The sequence below is a fragment of the Pedobacter frigoris genome (genome assembly GCF_005116445.1).
In the GTDB taxonomy this organism is placed as follows: domain Bacteria; phylum Bacteroidota; class Bacteroidia; order Sphingobacteriales; family Sphingobacteriaceae; genus Pedobacter; species Pedobacter frigoris.
Genome location: NZ_SWBQ01000004.1, coordinates 177,761 through 194,529 on the forward strand (window position 1 = coordinate 177,761; position 16,769 = coordinate 194,529).

General features: G+C 39.1%; 14 protein-coding genes. 12 read left to right on the plus strand and 2 right to left on the minus strand.

Annotated features, from left to right (window positions below):
* Nucleotides 1-3 precede the first annotated feature (3 nt).
* From gltX to FA047_RS14615, 8 genes are all read left to right on the plus strand, one after another.
* Complete coding sequence (gene gltX, locus FA047_RS14580) at nucleotides 4-1,512, plus strand: glutamate--tRNA ligase (protein ID WP_136836812.1); 1,509 nt, start codon at nucleotides 4-6, stop codon at nucleotides 1,510-1,512.
* A gap of 75 nt (nucleotides 1,513-1,587) precedes the next feature.
* Entirely contained in the window at nucleotides 1,588-2,427 is an 840-nt protein-coding gene (gene ypfJ, locus FA047_RS14585) for a KPN_02809 family neutral zinc metallopeptidase (protein WP_136836813.1), read from the plus strand.
* Between the two features lie 142 nt (nucleotides 2,428-2,569).
* Nucleotides 2,570-3,694 (plus strand): hybrid sensor histidine kinase/response regulator, encoded by a 1,125-nt coding sequence (locus FA047_RS14590; protein WP_136836814.1) that lies wholly within the window; start codon nucleotides 2,570-2,572, stop codon nucleotides 3,692-3,694.
* 14 nt (nucleotides 3,695-3,708) lie between these two features.
* Entirely contained in the window at nucleotides 3,709-7,293 is a 3,585-nt protein-coding gene (locus FA047_RS14595) for a response regulator (protein ID WP_136836815.1), read from the plus strand.
* A gap of 5 nt (nucleotides 7,294-7,298) precedes the next feature.
* Entirely contained in the window at nucleotides 7,299-7,664 is a 366-nt protein-coding gene (locus tag FA047_RS14600) for a response regulator (RefSeq protein ID WP_136836816.1), read from the plus strand.
* Between the two features lie 2 nt (nucleotides 7,665-7,666).
* Nucleotides 7,667-8,491, plus strand: coding sequence for a CheR family methyltransferase (locus tag FA047_RS14605; protein WP_136836817.1), 825 nt, complete (start codon nucleotides 7,667-7,669; stop codon nucleotides 8,489-8,491).
* Nucleotides 8,488-9,051: a chemotaxis protein CheB gene (locus tag FA047_RS14610; RefSeq protein WP_136836818.1), complete on the plus strand. Its 564-nt coding sequence runs from the start codon at nucleotides 8,488-8,490 to the stop codon at nucleotides 9,049-9,051. Before FA047_RS14605 ends, FA047_RS14610 begins: the two co-directional genes overlap by 4 nt.
* A gap of 15 nt (nucleotides 9,052-9,066) precedes the next feature.
* Complete coding sequence (locus tag FA047_RS14615; RefSeq protein WP_136836819.1) at nucleotides 9,067-9,435, plus strand: response regulator; 369 nt, start codon at nucleotides 9,067-9,069, stop codon at nucleotides 9,433-9,435.
* A 57-nt stretch (nucleotides 9,436-9,492) separates the two neighbouring features.
* Here FA047_RS14615 and FA047_RS14620 read toward each other — a convergent pair whose 3' ends face one another.
* On the minus strand, nucleotides 9,493-11,175 hold the full coding sequence (locus FA047_RS14620) for a dipeptidyl-peptidase 3 family protein (protein WP_136836820.1): 1,683 nt from the start codon (nucleotides 11,173-11,175) through the stop codon (nucleotides 9,493-9,495).
* Nucleotides 11,176-11,293: 118 nt separating this feature from the next.
* Here FA047_RS14620 and FA047_RS14625 point away from each other — a divergent pair, with 118 nt between their 5' ends.
* A complete protein-coding gene (locus FA047_RS14625) occupies nucleotides 11,294-12,127 on the plus strand; it encodes an N-acetylmuramoyl-L-alanine amidase (RefSeq protein ID WP_136836821.1) in 834 nt (277 codons plus the stop codon).
* 25 nt (nucleotides 12,128-12,152) lie between these two features.
* Here the strand turns inward: FA047_RS14625 and FA047_RS14630 are convergent, their stop codons facing one another.
* Nucleotides 12,153-13,814, minus strand: a complete 1,662-nt coding sequence (locus tag FA047_RS14630; RefSeq protein WP_136836822.1) for a glutamine--tRNA ligase/YqeY domain fusion protein — start codon at nucleotides 13,812-13,814, stop codon at nucleotides 12,153-12,155.
* Between the two features lie 80 nt (nucleotides 13,815-13,894).
* On the opposite strand from FA047_RS14630, the gene FA047_RS14635 reads away from it, so the two are divergent.
* The 3 genes from FA047_RS14635 (at nucleotide 13,895) to FA047_RS14645 (ending at nucleotide 16,683) form a co-directional block, all read left to right on the plus strand.
* Nucleotides 13,895-14,314: a cobalamin B12-binding domain-containing protein gene (locus FA047_RS14635; RefSeq protein ID WP_136836823.1), complete on the plus strand. Its 420-nt coding sequence runs from the start codon at nucleotides 13,895-13,897 to the stop codon at nucleotides 14,312-14,314.
* A 2-nt stretch (nucleotides 14,315-14,316) separates the two neighbouring features.
* The gene (locus FA047_RS14640; RefSeq protein WP_136836824.1) at nucleotides 14,317-15,099 is read left to right on the plus strand and encodes an enoyl-CoA hydratase/isomerase family protein; all 783 of its coding nucleotides are present in this window, start codon (nucleotides 14,317-14,319) and stop codon (nucleotides 15,097-15,099) included.
* 183 nt (nucleotides 15,100-15,282) lie between these two features.
* Nucleotides 15,283-16,683 (plus strand): sigma-54-dependent transcriptional regulator, encoded by a 1,401-nt coding sequence (locus FA047_RS14645; RefSeq protein WP_136836825.1) that lies wholly within the window; start codon nucleotides 15,283-15,285, stop codon nucleotides 16,681-16,683.
* Nucleotides 16,684-16,769: the final 86 nt, after the last annotated feature.

Sequence of the window (16,769 nt, forward strand, 5' to 3'; positions counted from 1 at the left end):
AATATGGAAAAGAAAGTAAGAGTAAGATTTGCCCCCAGCCCAACTGGAGGACTGCATTTAGGTGGTGTGCGTACCGCTTTGTTTAATTATTTATTTGCCAAAAAGCATAATGGAACGTTTGTATTGCGTGTAGAAGACACAGATCAAACGCGTTTTGTGGAGGGGGCAGAGGAATATATTGCTTCTTGTCTTGAATGGTGTGGAATGACACCTGATGAAAGTCCACAAAAAGAAGGAGCATTTGGTCCTTATCGTCAGAGTGAGCGAAAAGCAACTTACAAACAATATGCAGATCAACTGATTGCTGATGGCTATGCTTATTATGCATTCGACACTCCTGAAGAGCTTGATGCTAAACGTAAGGAAGTGCCAAACTTTACCTATGGACAAAGCACCAGGTCTGAAATGCGCAATTCACTTACTTTAAGTGAGCAAGAGGTGTCGACTCTCATTGCTGGCAATACACCATATGTAGTACGTATAAAAATGCCAAAGGATGAACTGGTTTCTTTTACAGATCTTATTAGAGGACATGTGAGTTTTGATACCAATCTGGTAGACGATAAGGTTTTATTGAAAGCCGATGGAATGCCTACTTATCATTTAGCAGTTGTTGCTGATGACAGGGCAATGGAAATTAGTCATATTTTTCGAGGAGAAGAGTGGTTGCCATCTGCACCGATACATATTTTACTTTGGAGGTACCTCGGTTGGGCCGATGAGATGCCCGCGTGGGTACACCTGCCCTTGATTTTGAAACCGGACGGGAATGGGAAGTTGAGTAAACGTGACGGAGACAGATTAGGTTTTCCTGTGTATGCACAAAATTGGACGGATCCTAAAACCGGAGATCTAACCAAAGGCTTTAAAGAACTTGGTTTTATGCCTGAGGCTTTTGTTAACCTGCTTGCGATGTTGGGCTGGAATGATGGCACCGATCAGGAGCTGTTTTCAATGAATGAACTAATAGAGAAATTCTCAGTAGAGCGGATCAGTAAAGCAGGAGCGAAATTTGATTTCGAAAAAGCAAAATGGTACAATCACGAGTGGATAAAAAATACGTCTGCAAATAAATTGTTGCCAGGGTTAAAATCCGTGTTTGCCGAACAAAATATTGTCCTTAATAATGATGTCTACTTGACTAAAATAATTGACCTGATAAAAGATCGTTGTAACTTGCTTACAGATTTTATAGCTCAGGCATCATACTTTTTTACTAGTCCGGCAGAATACGATTTGTCTGCTGTGCAGCCAAAATGGACAGTAGAAAAAGCATCCTTTTTTGAAGCATATGCCTTGCTGTTAGATGAAGAATTATCGGCGGTACAATTGGAAGAAAAGTTTAAGGATTTGGCTACAACGCATAATTTTAAACCTGGAGAGCTGATGTTGCCGCTTAGAATTATGCTGGTTGGAGGTAAATTCGGGCCAGGAGTATTTGATATAGCAGTAGCGCTCGGCGCTTCCGAAACCGAGCAAAGAATTAAAACGGCGATAAAGGCTTTTGGCTAGTCAATGCTGATTTTGTTTAATTTGGTATAACAATTGCCGCAAAGGTTTTGTTAAACCAAATTAAACAAATTATATATGCAGTGGTTCGGTAAAGGAAGCGGTAACATTGACGACCGGAGAGGGATGAGCGGAGGCACAAAACTGGGAGGTGGTGTTGGTATTATCATAATCGTATTAGGCTTATTTTTTGGTAAAGATCTAAGCGGATTAGTTAGTCAGCTGCCAGTTGGGGATGTTTCGCAAATAGAAGGTAAAACAGGAGATCCGGCAGATGCTGAAGGTAAATTTGTAGATGGCGTATTGGAATCAACAAATCAGGTATGGGAGCAGCAGTTTCAGCAAATGGGCCGAGAATACGAAAAACCAAAAATGGTTTTATTTACCAATATGGTTCAGTCTGCCTGCGGAAATGCAAGCGCTGCAGTCGGGCCATTTTACTGCCCAGGTGATCACCAGGTATATATAGATCTTTCATTCTACACGGACTTAAAGGACAGGTTTGGGGCTGCAGGAGACTTTGCTCAGGCCTATGTCATTGCACATGAAGTTGGCCATCATATACAAAACTTATTGGGCATATCAGATAAACTGCAGCAGGCAAGAGGGCAGGTGAGCGAAAAAGAATACAATCGTTTATCTGTTAAGCTAGAGTTGCAGGCAGATTTTTTTGCCGGTCTGTGGGCCCATCATGCACAGAATTTAAAAGACTTTAAATTAGAAGAAGGAGATATTGAAGAGGCTTTAAATGCAGCAAATGCAATTGGCGATGATAAACTGCAAAAGCAGGCGCAGGGAGAAGTTGTACCTGATGCATTTACTCACGGTACTTCTGCTCAGCGGATGTATTGGTTTAAAAAGGGGTTCGAAACTGGGGACATTAATCAGGGCGATACTTTTAATTCAAACCAATTATAGTTAAACTTATAGTTAGCACTGTTGCTGGCGTGTTTGCAATTTTTTTAATAAAATATGCATATAAACGTTTGATATTATTCAGAGTTGTATAACTTTATGGCAAAACTACTAGACAAAATAGTAAGCCTGTTTATTTTTAATAATGATACTAATTGTAGATGATACCCCCGAGAACCTTATTTCTTTAAAACGGGTTCTTGAGCGGCACAATTTTGAAGTAGATACAGCGTCCTCCGGAGAAGAAGCATTAAAAAAGGTGCTTAAAAATGAATATGTTCTGATTATTCTGGACGTTCAGATGCCTGGAATGGATGGATTTGAAGTCGCTGAAGCTATATCTGGTTACAGTAAGGCTAAAGAAACAGCAATTATATTTCTGTCAGCAGTAAACAAGGAGTTAAAATTTATAACTAAAGGATACTCATCAGGGGGGCTTGATTATATCACGAAGCCTGTTGATATGGATATTCTCTTGCTTAAGGTCAAAACTTTTTATCGCATCTATGAGCAAAGCCGTAAGTTAATTGAAATTCAAAAAGCCTTGTTGGATGAGATTGAATTCAGGAAACAGGCTGAACGGAAGAAGGATGAGTTTATCAGTATTGCCAGTCATGAGTTGAAAACACCGCTGACAAGTGTAAAAGGATATATGCAATTGCTGGGAAGAAGTGTGGAAAAGGGAGATATTCCTACTGTTAAAAAGCATTTGGGTAAAGCACAGGTACAACTTGAGAAGCTTAATGAATTGATTGCTGACCTTCTGGATATATCGAAAATTGAAAGCGGTAAATTAAAGTTTAATAAAAAATCTTTTTCCATTGATTGTTTGTTAGATAGTGTGGTGGACATTATCCACCAGTCGAATCCGGAGTTTAAAATCATCAGAAATGGTAAAATCGGGCGGGAAATATTTGCTGATGAAATGCGGGTTGAACAAGTCATCATTAACTTTTTGACGAATGCTATAAAATATTCTCCCGGTACGAATGAGATTCAAATCAATGCCAGTCTTGAGGGAGATCAGGTTTATTTGGGTGTTAGAGATTTCGGTATTGGTATAGAGCCAAAGCTTCATAAAAGTGTGTTTGATAAGTTTTACAGAGTTGAAGAAACATCTATACATTTTCAGGGCCTTGGAATTGGGTTATATATTTCAGCAGAGATTGTCAGAAGACACAAAGGAGAAGTTGGTGTAAAAAGTAAGTTGGGCGAAGGCTCGGAGTTTTATTTCATTTTGCCCCTTAATTCGGGCGTAGAGACAGACTAGAAATATCATTTTATATGAAGGAAATATCATTAAGAAATAATTTACGTATCGGGTTAGGAGTCTCATTGCTGATACTATTTATTTCTTCACTGGCATCATATCTAAGTATCAAAAATCTGATCAGCAGTGCAGATATGGTAGCGCATAGTAATCAGGTAATGAATAACCTGGACGGTATAATATCCACATTAAAAGATGCGGAAACGGGTCAGAGGGGATACCTGCTTACGGGAGAAAATACTTTTTTGGAACCTTATCAGGGAGCTAAAGAAAAGGCTCTGGACTTATTGGGTAACGTTGCGATTGAAACACAGGACAATCCTTTTCAACAACAGGATACAAAGAAACTACAGGCGATTATTGAGGAAAGGTTAAACATACTAGAAAATACGGTAACAATAAAAAGAAGAGGTGGTAATGTAAGCGTAGCCGAATTGCTGAATGGCAAGGTTTACATGGATAAGGCACGGGCGCTGATCAAAAAAATGCAGACAGAGGAACGGCGGCTGCTGGAAGAGCGGACAGTCAGTATGAATAAGTTTGCGGGTTATACGCCGGTTTTGATTCTTATTGCGGCTGCGCTGGCGATCCTGATTACCTATTTCTTTTATAGAAGAGTATCTTCAGACTTTAATAAACGATTGGCGCTTCAACGTGAACTTCAGGAGAAAAATGAGGAGATTGATAACAGGATTGAGGTGATCCAGGGTATTGCCGGGCAAATCTCCAATGGTGATTATCAGATCAGACTGGATGATGAAATGAAAGACGGCCTGGGAAGCCTGGCCGGTTCATTGAACGCTATGGCTGAATCTCTTCAATATTCGTTCTCATTGTTGGGAGACAAGGAATGGCTTCAGTCCGGAATTGCAAGTTTGAACGATAAAATGGTTGGGGAGAAGAGTGTTGATGTACTTGCTACTGACATACTGGGAAATATTATCGAACATACCCATAGTATTGTTGCCGCTTTTTATTTGCTTGGAGAAGATAAAAAACTTTATCTGGAAGGTGGGTATTCATTGGCTCCAGACTTTAAGAAACATGTTTTAAATATAGGAGATGGTATAGCGGGACAGGTAATTAAGTCTGGGAAACAAATTTTGATAAATGATATTCCAGATGGAGAAATGACCGTTAGCTATGCTGTCGGAAATACGAAACCCAGAAACATCGCTGCGATTCCTATTCTTCGAAATAATGAAGTTGTCGGTATCATGGAATTCGGCTCTTTAACTCCATATACGCCTTTGCAGCTGGAATTCTTCCATATTATTTCCAATAACATTGGTATAGCGATACATGTTGCTCAGAACCGGAGAAAATTGCAAGAGCTATTAGAAGAAACACAAGCGCAGGCAGAAGAACTGCAGGCTCAGCATGGCGAGCTGGAAGGATTGAATGCAGAGCTGGAAGCACAGACCCAGAAAATTCAAACTTCTGAAGAAGAGTTAAGGGTTCAGCAAGAAGAACTGCTGCAAAGCAACCAGGAGCTTGAAGAACGGACCAGTCTGCTAGAAGAGAAGAATCAATTGATACAGGAGCGGAATCTCGATATTCAGCAAAAGGCGGAGCAATTGGAGCAAAGCACTAAGTATAAATCAGAGTTTCTTGCAAATATGTCGCATGAACTACGTACTCCGCTGAATTCTATTTTGCTGCTGTCAAAGCTAATGTCAGATAATAAAGAACTGGATAAAGAGTATATCGAATATGCAGAAGTGATTCAAAGTTCTGGCCAAGGGTTGCTGGGCCTGATTGATGAAATACTGGACCTCTCCAAAATTGAGGCAGGAAAAATGAAACTGGAATTTGCTGACGTGAATATTAATGAAATCGCAACCGATATGCGTTCGTTATTTGCCCCTTTGGCTAATAATAAGTCGCTTCAGCTGATTATTGATGTTGAGGAGAGTATCATGCCTATCAATATAGATAAAATGAGATTGGAGCAGATACTAAAAAATCTATTGTCCAATGCCATTAAGTTTACAGATCAAGGCAAAGTTTCTTTGACTATAAAAAGGGATGACCAGAAGAAATCGATTCTGTTTAAGGTAACCGATACAGGTATTGGGATTCCTGCGGATAAGCAGGGATTGATATTTGAGGCTTTTCAGCAGGCAGATGGATCCACACGGCGTAAATTTGGTGGAACAGGATTAGGGCTTTCTATCAGCAGGGAACTGGCTAAATTACTTGGAGGTGAAATTGAACTGACCAGTAAGGAAAATGTTGGAAGTGAATTTACTTTCTCAGTTCCTTTAGAAAGAAAAATTATAGCAGAACAACTCCCCTTGCAGGATGCAGTTATGACGTCTCGTTCCTTTGAACAATCAAAGGAGAGTGTACCAGAAAGGTTCACCGTGGATCGAATTCCTCAAGATATTGAAGATGACAGAGATAATATTCAGCCAGGTGATAAGGTAATTCTGATCGTGGAAGATGATACAGGCTTCGCTAAAACGCTACTTGGGTTTACAAGGAAAAGAAACTATAAAGGCATTGTAGCGGTAAGAGGAGATGTTGGAATAGAGATGGCAAATCATTATAAGCCCCTGGCGATCTTACTAGATATCCAACTTCCGGTAAAGGATGGCTGGCAGGTAATGGAAGAATTAAAGGCCAATCCGGAAACAAGACCTATCCCTGTACACATCATGTCGTCACTGGAAGTGAAAAAGGAAAGTCTTTTAAAGGGAGCTGTTGATTTTATTAATAAGCCCGTTGCGCTTGAGCATATGCAGCAGATTTTCCAAAAACTGGAACATGCATTGAGCAGACACCCTAAAAAAGTGTTAATAGTTGAAGAGAATAAACAACATGCAGAAGCGCTGAGTTATTTTTTAAGCAACTATAATATTAATACTGAAGTTGTAAACAATGTAAATCAGAGTATTGGTGCCCTGCATAAGAACGAGGTGGATTGTGTAATCTTAGATATGGGGATACCAGATAAGAATGCCTATGAAACCTTAGAAACGATTAAGAAAAGTGACGGTCTGGAAAATCTTCCAATTATTATTTTTACCGGGAAAAACCTGTCTAAAGGAGAGGAGAGCAGAATTAAGCAGTATGCCGATTCTATTGTCGTTAAAACAGCTCATTCCTATCAGAGAATACTGGATGAGGCTGGGTTGTTTTTACACCTTGTGGAAGCTAAAGAGACTGATAAGAAGAAACCTGCTTCTGAAAAGCTTGGCGGCCTTTATGAGGTGTTGAATAACAAGACAGTATTGATCGCTGATGATGATGTAAGAAATATATTTTCTTTAACCAAAGCCTTAGAACAGCATAAGATGAAAGTTCTGGCCGCTACCGATGGAAAAGAAGCTCTTCAGATACTTCGGGAGAACCCTTTGGTAGATATTGTACTCATGGATATGATGATGCCGGAAATGGACGGATATGAAAGTACAAAGGAGATTAGAAAGATACCTGCATACAAACAATTGCCCGTTTTGGCTGTTACTGCCAAAGCAATGATGGGTGACAGGGAGAAATGTATTGCCGCGGGAGCATCTGATTATATTTCAAAACCAGTAGATATTGATCAGCTGATATCATTATTGCGCGTTTGGCTTTATGACAAGGTTTAATATATATGACGAGTAAAGTATTAATTATTGATGATGATAACAGGAATATTTTTGCCCTGAAGGCTGTTTTAAAGTCAAAGGGATATCAATGTTTGTCTGCAACAAGTGCAGAGGATGGAATTGACTTGCTGAAGCAAGATAAGGACGTGGCAGTTGTATTGATGGATATGATGATGCCGGAGATGGATGGGTATCAGGCAATGGCTCAAATGAGTCTGATGCCGGAAATAAAACACATTCCGGTAATTGCAGTAACGGCACAGGCAATGGTAGGGGACAGGGAAAGATGCCTGGATGCCGGAGCTTCAGGCTATGTCTCTAAGCCGATTAATGTCGATGAATTAACAGGGTTGTTGAAGAAGTATGTTTAAAATTGGAATTATCCGTAATTAGTGACGAACAGGTGGAGATTCTTCTTTCAGATCTTCTGGAGCAGTATGGGTATGATTTTACAGGATATTCAAGGGCTTCTTTGAAAAGACGTATTTCAAGGCTTTATGGATTAGATAAGGCACTTAGTTTTGCGGAATTCAGATACCGCATAAACAATGATCATGGTTATTTTAAAAGATTTGTGGAGCAAATTACAGTCAATGTTACTGAGATGTTCAGAGATCCTTCCTTTTTTAAAACATTGAGAGATGTGGTACTTCCAAAGCTTGGGACTTACCCATTCATTAGAATTTGGTTGGCAGGATGTTCTACGGGAGAAGAAGCGTATTCTATATCAATTATTTTAAAGGAGCTGAACCTGCTTCATAAATCCTTAATATACGCTACTGACCTGAATCCAACGGTATTGGAAAAGGCAGCTCAAAGTATGTTTGCAATGAGCCAAATGAAACAATATTCAGAGAATTATATATTGTCGGGAGGTACAAAGGACTTCTCCAGCTATTATACGGCTAACTATTCGCTGGCGAAATTTGATGATGAATTGAAAAGTAAGATTATATTTTCAACTCATAACCTCGTTTCTGATCACTCTTTTAATGAATTTCAACTTATTTTATGCCGGAATGTGTTGATTTATTTCGACAGAGATCTCCAGCACAAGGTACTTAGTCTTTTTGATGAAAGTTTGGAGGAATTAGGGTATCTGGCTCTGGGAACAAAGGAGACAATAAATTTTTCGCAAATTACCGATAGATATAAGCGGTTACAAACAGAGAAAATTTGGCGAAAGGTTGAGGTATGAAAAAGTGTGAAGCATTTATAATCGGGGGATCTGCAGGAAGCTTAGACGTTCTTTTAAGGCTGCTTCCCAGGATTGATGCGGCGATACCTTTTCCTATAATTATCGTTATTCACAGAAAACATGGTTCAGATTCTTTACTTACTGATTTGTTGTCCAGTCGAACAAAGTTAATCGTTAAGGAGGTAGATGAAAAAGAAAATATTGTAGCCGGTACCGTTTATATTGCTCCATCAGACTATCATCTGCTGATAGAACGGGATAATACCTTTTCATTAGATTATTCAGAGAAGATAAATTATTCACGCCCGGCTATTGATGTGACTTTCCAGACCGCGGCCGAGGTTTATAAAAGTAATTTATATTGTTTATTACTTTCAGGCTCAAATTCTGATGGAGTAAATGGCCTTAAGAGCGTTCAATTATGGGGAGGTAAAACCTTAATTCAGGATCCCGCATCGGCGCAAGTCGCTTACATGCCAGCTCAAGCTAAGCTGCATGTAAAAATAGATCATATATTAGGCATAGAAGATATGGGAGATTTCATAAATTTGTTGGCTTAATTAATATCTGATTGAATGGATAAGAATAAAAGAGTATTTGTATTTGATGATAACCCAGATATTTTGGAGTTGTGTACAATCATATTGGAGGATGCTGGTTATGATATCAAGACTTCATCTACTTCTAATGATATTATAGCTCAGGTCTTATCTTATACCCCTGATATTATTTTTATGGACAATTGGTTGCCTGATGTTGGAGGTATTGATGCAACCAAGGAGCTAAAAAGACATGAGACGTTAAAAAATATTCCTGTTATCTATTTTTCGGCCAATAATGATGTGAAAGCGCTTGCAGAACAGGCAGGAGCTGACGATTATCTATCTAAGCCTTTTGATATTCAGGAACTTGAAGATATCGTAAGTAAATACATCTTGCTATAACGTTATATAAAAAAAGCCGGTGTCATTCCTAACACCGGCTTTTTTCTTTAAAGGGGATTATTTTACTCCCAGAACATCAACTCCCTGTTCGAAAATAACGTCTACAGGAATGCCTTTTTTCGTTAATTTGTCGAGGTCTGACTGTAGTTCTGCTGAAATTACAGCTTTTTCTTTCTGCGTTTTCTCAACAGCGACCTTGTCGCCATTTCCCTGCAAAGTGAGGATAAGCCGGCTTAATTTGTTCATGGAATTTTCAAACTTAAGGAAGTCGACTTTATAAGTTCCGTTATCATTTCTGATGAATGCCCCATTTTCTTTAAAGAAATTGAAGCATTGCATGTTCGCTTTACCATGTGCACTTGCAGCACCAAACCTTACAGAACGTAAAATTCCAGTCATGTACGTGGTATAGAATTGTTTGATGTCTCCTTCAAGTTCTCCTTTTTTAAGCAGGCCTGTAACCATATATAATCCCAGGACATCAGCTTTTCCCTCTTCCAGCCATGAATATTGTTCCTGAAGTGCCTCTTTTACAAAGCCTTTACCAGTTATTGTATTTTTTATACCTAGTCCGTGAGCCACTTCGTGAAACATAACGTTCGCAAAGAAGGCATCGAAATTGATGTATTGTTGCTGGTCTTTGTCTATCAGTTCGTTGGCAATGGGAACAAGGATCTTGTCGAACTTAGCCTTCATTGCATTTTTCAATTGAGAACGTCTTGTGCCTTTCTTTTGCTGAATGATTTCGTCATTAGGAAGATTTACGGCAATGGTTTTTGATCCTGCATTACAATCGCCGGCGTAATAAACCACATCGTAGGCATTAAGTTCAGAATCTGTGCCAGGTCTTTCCTTTTTGTATTTAGCTTCTACGGGCAGGCCCTGTTGTAGCTCAGGAAGCATGCTTACATATTTAGCAAGGCGTTTGCTCCATACCTTGTCTTTTACCAATACATAGGCTTCATAAGAGGCCCGGGCATTAAATAATTTATCTTCATAATTCTCAATGGGTCCAATAATGATATCCAGATTGTTAGTTTTCATATCTAGCCAGGCATAATCACTCGCTGTGTAATTGTCGGAGACAAGAGCATCTGCACGAAGATTAAGATATTTTTTAAAGCCTTCGTCCTCTGCTAGTAAAGCAGCCTGTTTTAACAGACTTGACGCTTTTTGCAGTTCCGTAGCGAACAGGATATGATAAGGTACGGAACTTAGTTTCCCTGTGCTATCTTTTTTAATCACTGAGTACAAACCGTACTTGTCTTTTACATCAGAATTTTTGAGTTCATCTTTAGTCATTCCTGTGGGATAAAATGTTGCGGCATCTGGTTTTGGTCCTATGCCAGAAATGAAGGGTTTATCTCCATTTAATCTGTCCCATGGTCCGTAATTGATCCATACAAAAGATTTTGTCTTTTCATCTTTAATGGAATTGAGCAAACTGTCTCTTTGCGGATAGGCTTGTTGCCAAAACAGTTCGTCCATTATTTTGGCTGCCTGAATTAACAGAGGCAATATCTTACGTTCGCTGACAGTTAGGTCATTTATATTTGTGGTTAGTTTTACAGTTTCGTAAATAGCAAGGCGTTCATCCACATACTTTTGAAGGCTGTCTTCAACCAGAGATGTTTTTTTGTTTTGGTCATTGCTATTGCCCTGCGGGTTTGTACAGGAAGCGATTCCAGCAATAATTGAGCATCCAGCAATAAAAAGATTTGCTTTGCTAATGTGTTTCATATGCAAGTTAATTTTTATAGGTTATGTAATATGTATCGAAAATACAAGATTAACATATCGATTTAATTGCGACTAAAATAGTAAAAAATAGTAATTTCACATCTTCTATCTGCTCATTATGATATATCACAATAAATTTCACACAAATAGCTTTTTTGCATTTTTGCTGCTGTTCATAGTTTCCTGTTCGACGGGAAAATATGCTGCAACTAATAAAATCTATAAGACTCAGGCTAAAGAATATTCAGAAATTCTTAAATCTATGCCTCCGGTAAATCAGACAATAACCACATTGCCACCAGATCAGCAAATGTGGATAGGATCTGTAAATTTCGGCATTCGTAAACCGAATTATGTTATCCTTCACCACACCGCGCAAACATCATCAGATCTTACAATAAAGGTATTTACGCGTAAAAAAGAGGGCGTTAGTTCACATTACCTTATTGGAAGAGACGGAAAGGTGGTTCAATTGGTGAATGATTATCTAAGAGCAAATCATGCAGGAGTGAGTAAATGGGGTAATGAGACTGATTTAAACTCTTCCTCAATAGGAATTGAACTTGATAATACCGGAAGTGAGCCATTCTCTGATTCGCAAATAAATGCATTGATCAGCTTGCTGACAGATCTAAAGAAAAGATACAATATTCCAACGGCTAATTTTATTGGCCACGCTGACGTAGCACCAGGCCGCAAAAATGATCCAAAGAACTTTCCCTGGAAGAAACTGTCAGAAAAAGGGTTTGGCCTATGGTATGATAGTGTGTTAAAAATGCCCCCTATTGATTTTGATGCGGGATCTGCATTGAGAATCATAGGGTACGATGTTAAGAATCTCAAAGCCGCAATAGAGGCATTTAAGATTCATTTTGTTCAAAGTGACGTCAGTCAGGAGCTGACCCCAGCAGACAAATTAATTTTGTACAATCTTTATAAGAAGTATATGTAATAAAAAAGGGGCTTAAGCCCCTTTTTTATTTATTGGTCTTTGCCCAGGCATCTTTAAGCCCAACGGTACGATTGAAGATCAAGTTTCCGGGAGTAGAATCTTTGTCTACACAGTAATACCCTTTTCTGATGAACTGATATCTTGAATCCTTGTCTGCGTTTTCAAGATAAGGTTCAATATAAGCCTGTTTTATGATTTCCATGCTGTTTGGATTCAGGTAATCCTTAAAATCGCCTTCTTCAGCATCAGGAGACTCTACAGTGAAAAGACGATCATAAATTCTGATCTCTGCGTTTTTAGCGTGTTTGCTACTTACCCAGTGAATGGTACCTTTTACGTTAATCCCACTAGTGTCCTCACCACTTTTTGACTCGGGTATATAAGAACAATGTATTTCGGTAATATTTCCTTGCTCATCTTTTTTGAAATCCTCGCATTTGACAATGTAAGCATGCTTTAGTCTTACCATTGCACCGGGAGCCAGTCTAAACCATTTTTTTGCCGGCTCTTCCATAAAGTCTTCACGTTCAATCCACAGTTCATTGCTGAAAGGTATTTCTCTTGTTCCGCCTTTATCTTCCGCCTCGGGATTATTCTCACCTATTAAAGTTTCATCTTTTCCTTCAGGGTAATTGGTGATGATTAGTTTTATAGGATCCAATACCGCCATGACTCTGTTGGCTGTTTTGTTAAGGTGTTCACGTATACAGAACTCCAGAAGACTAAGCTCAATAATGTTTTCTCTTTTGGCAATGCCTATTCGTTCACAAAATTCGCGGATGCTTTCAGGAGTATATCCACGTCTGCGAAGCCCGCTTATGGTAGGCATACGGGGATCGTCCCATCCCGTTACAACCCCGTCGTTTACCAGTTGAAGTAATTTACGTTTACTCATCACGGTGTACGATAGGTTTAGGCGTGCAAATTCATATTGTTTAGATGGGAATATTTCGAGTTTTTCAATCAGCCAGTCATACAGCTCACGGTGGGCTACATATTCCAGCGTACAAATGGAATGTGTAATGTTTTCTATACTGTCACTCTGTCCATGTGCGAAGTCGTACATTGGATAAATACACCATTTATTTCCTGTACGGTGATGTTCGGCATGTTTGATCCTGTAAATTATAGGATCTCTCATGAGCATATTTGTGCTTTGCATGTCGATTTTTGCACGCAATATACATGCTCCATCTTCGAATCCCCCACTTTTCATGCGGCTGAAAAGGTCGAGGTTTTCTTCGATACTTCGGTTTCTGTACGGGCTGCTGCTGCCGGGCTCTGTAGGAGTGCCTTTTAAGGCCGCAATTTCATCAGCGGTACTGTGATCCACATATGCCAGATCTTTTTTGATTAGAGTCACCGCATATTCGTATAATGTATCAAAGTAATCGGAGGTATAAAGTTCATTTTTCCATTGAAACCCAAGCCACTTAATGTCGTGTTGCTGACTGTCGACATATTCCGTCTTTTCAGTTACTGGATTTGTATCGTCGAACCTAAGGTTTGTGTACCCTCCGTATTTTTGTGTTAATCCGAAATTTAAGCAGATTGCTTTGGCATGACCTATGTGCAGGTATCCATTGGGTTCCGGTGGAAAACGAGTAATTAAAGTCTCGTATTTCCCGCTGTTTAAATCGTTCTCAATGATCTCTTCAATAAAGTTCAATGATCTTTCCTCACTCATAAAAACTGTAAATTTAGTGCTCAAAGTTAACATAAAACCGCTAATTTACTTACATTTACCGCGCACTATTAGTATAAATTATGAGCAACACATTAAATAGGCCAATACGTGTTTTGGTGGCGAAAGTTGGGTTGGATGGACATGATAGAGGTGCAAAAGTAATAGCCACATCATTAAGAGATGCAGGCATGGAAGTAATTTATACCGGTTTGAGGCAGACTCCTGAAATGGTTGTAAATACGGCTTTGCAGGAAGATGTGGATGCGATAGGTGTTTCAATTTTGTCTGGCGCTCACATGACTGTTTTTCCTAAAATCGTTGATGTTATGAAACAGAAAGGTTTAAACGAAGTATTGCTGACCGGAGGGGGTATCATCCCTGAAGCTGATATGAAAAAGCTAAAAGAAATAGGGGTGGGTGAATTGTTTGCTCCAGGGACCACGATGGTTACCATCGTTGATTATATTAAAAATTGGGTTGCTGAACATAGAAATTTTTAACCATGGTTTATCAAAATATTTTATCCGAAGTAAAAGAAAGGATTCTTTACATTACAATAAATCGCGAGCATAAATTAAATGCGCTAAATAAAGCAACATTGGTGGAACTCGCCGATGCTATCGCCTTTGCCGGCAATAGCGAAGAAGTAAGCGGGGTTCTTTTAACCGGGGCAGGAGAAAAAGCTTTTGTTGCTGGTGCGGATATTTCTGAGTTTTCTGACTATACTATTGAACAGGGAATGGTGTTGGCAAGGGAAGGTCAGACAAACGTTTTTGATGCTATTGAAAGCTGCCCCAAGCCGGTCGTGGCTGCGGTAAATGGATTTGCTCTTGGTGGTGGATTAGAGCTTGCAATGGCATGCCATATGCGGATCGTAAGTGAAAATGCTAAACTTGGGTTGCCGGAAGTTACATTGGGTCTGATACCCGGATATGGTGGTACTCAGCGTCTGACGCAATTGGTAGGCAAAGGCAAAGCAATAGAGATGATTGTAACAGCTGATATGATATCAGCTGAACAGGCGGAAAAAATCGGGCTGGTGAATTATGTTGTCTCTCAGCCGGAATTAATCAGAAAGGCTGAAGAGTTATTGAATAAAATTAAACTTCGTGCACCCCTGGCAGTCGCCAGCGCTTTAAAGGCTGTTAATGCCTCGCTGAAAGATGGATTAAATGGATTTGATGTTGAAATAGAGGAATTTGGCAAGTGTTTTGGAACCATTGACTTTAAAGAAGGAACCTCTGCATTTTTAGAGAAAAGAAAGGCCGACTTTACCGGGAAGTAGTTTTAATCTATTGCAAAGTGTTATTGCAGTTTATTAAACATGAATTCAACTTTGAATGGCAGCCTTAAGCAGTGCTTGAATTATGTTGTGGGGCGGGTTTTATAAAAGTGTAGAAAATATTTCCCATTATAAAAAAACTAGCTATATTTATGTCACGAATGCGCTCTAACCATAAATCCTGATATGAGAAAAATATTGATTGTTGATGATGAAGTAAACATAGGTTTATTATTATCTAGATTTTTAACCAGAAATTCATTTAGTGTATCTACTGCTACAAGTGGTGTAGCTGCTATGGAGTATTTGGCAAAAGAAACGTATGATCTTGTTTTGTGTGATTACAGACTGGAAGATACTGATGGGAAGGAAATGCTCATTAAGATTAAAGAAAGTTATCCAAGTACCGGTGTGATCATTATTACTGGTTATTCAGATATAAAATTGGCTGTTGAGCTAATTAAATTAGGAGCTTATGATTACATCACAAAGCCATTGTACCCTGATGAAATATTAAATACTATTAATAAAGCAATAGAAACCCAAATCGCATTGAATGTTGATCAGAACGAAGCCTCTGTGGATGCGCCTAAGCAAAAAACTGTAAAACAGACGTATAATTCTTCAGAGAATTTCGTAGCAGGCCAAAGCGCAGCTTCCAAAGAACTGTTAAAGCAGATACAACTGGTTGCCCCGACATCCTATAGCGTTATTTTAACGGGTGAAAGTGGTACAGGAAAAGAATCTGTTGCTAAGGCAATCCATTTGAACAGCCCCCGAAAAGACCGGCCTTTTGTAGCAATGGATTGCGGATCTCTAACCAAAGAATTGGCTGGAAGTGAATTTTTTGGTCATGAAAAAGGTTCATTCACCGGAGCTCTTTATACTAAGATTGGGCATTTTGAGATGGCGAATGGTGGAACCCTGTTTTTGGATGAAGTAGGTAATCTTTCCTACGAAATACAGGCGGCTCTTCTAAGAACTGTTCAGGAAAGGAAGATCAAAAGAATCGGCAGTACCAAAGAAATAGATTTGGATGTGAGGATTATTGTTGCTACCAATGAGAATCTTGCTAATGCCATTCAGAAAGGGAGATTCAGAGAAGATCTTTACCATAGGTTTAATGAGTTTTCCATAAGTCTTCCTCCTTTAAGCCAGCGTGGTAGCGATATTATGGTCTTTGCCAATACCTTTTTAGGGGTGGCAAACCAGGAATTGGGTAGAAATGTCCAAAGCTTTTCAGAAGAGGTAGAAGATTGTTTCTTGACCTATAACTGGCCTGGAAATGTAAGGGAGTTGAAGAATGTGGTAAGAAGAGCAACCTTACTTACTGAATCTCAGGAGATTCAATTAAAAGCATTGCCTCTTGAAATTTCAACTTATGCAAAAGCATCTGCGATCGAAAACTCAATTTCTTCACGTGTTGATAAGCCCAGGGATTTAAAGAATGCCGCTTTGGAAGCAGAATATGATGCGATCCTAAAAGTATTGAGGGAAGTTAACTTTAATAAAACCAAGGCAGCTAAAATCTTAAATATCGACCGAAAGACATTATATAATAAGATGAAAGCTATTAATTTGGAGTAAGTGTTGTTTGTCGTCGCTCTTCTTTTTGTAAGTTGCCTGATTCTGGCATTTTGCCTTACTGGGAGTATACTGTCGGTCCGCCGCTT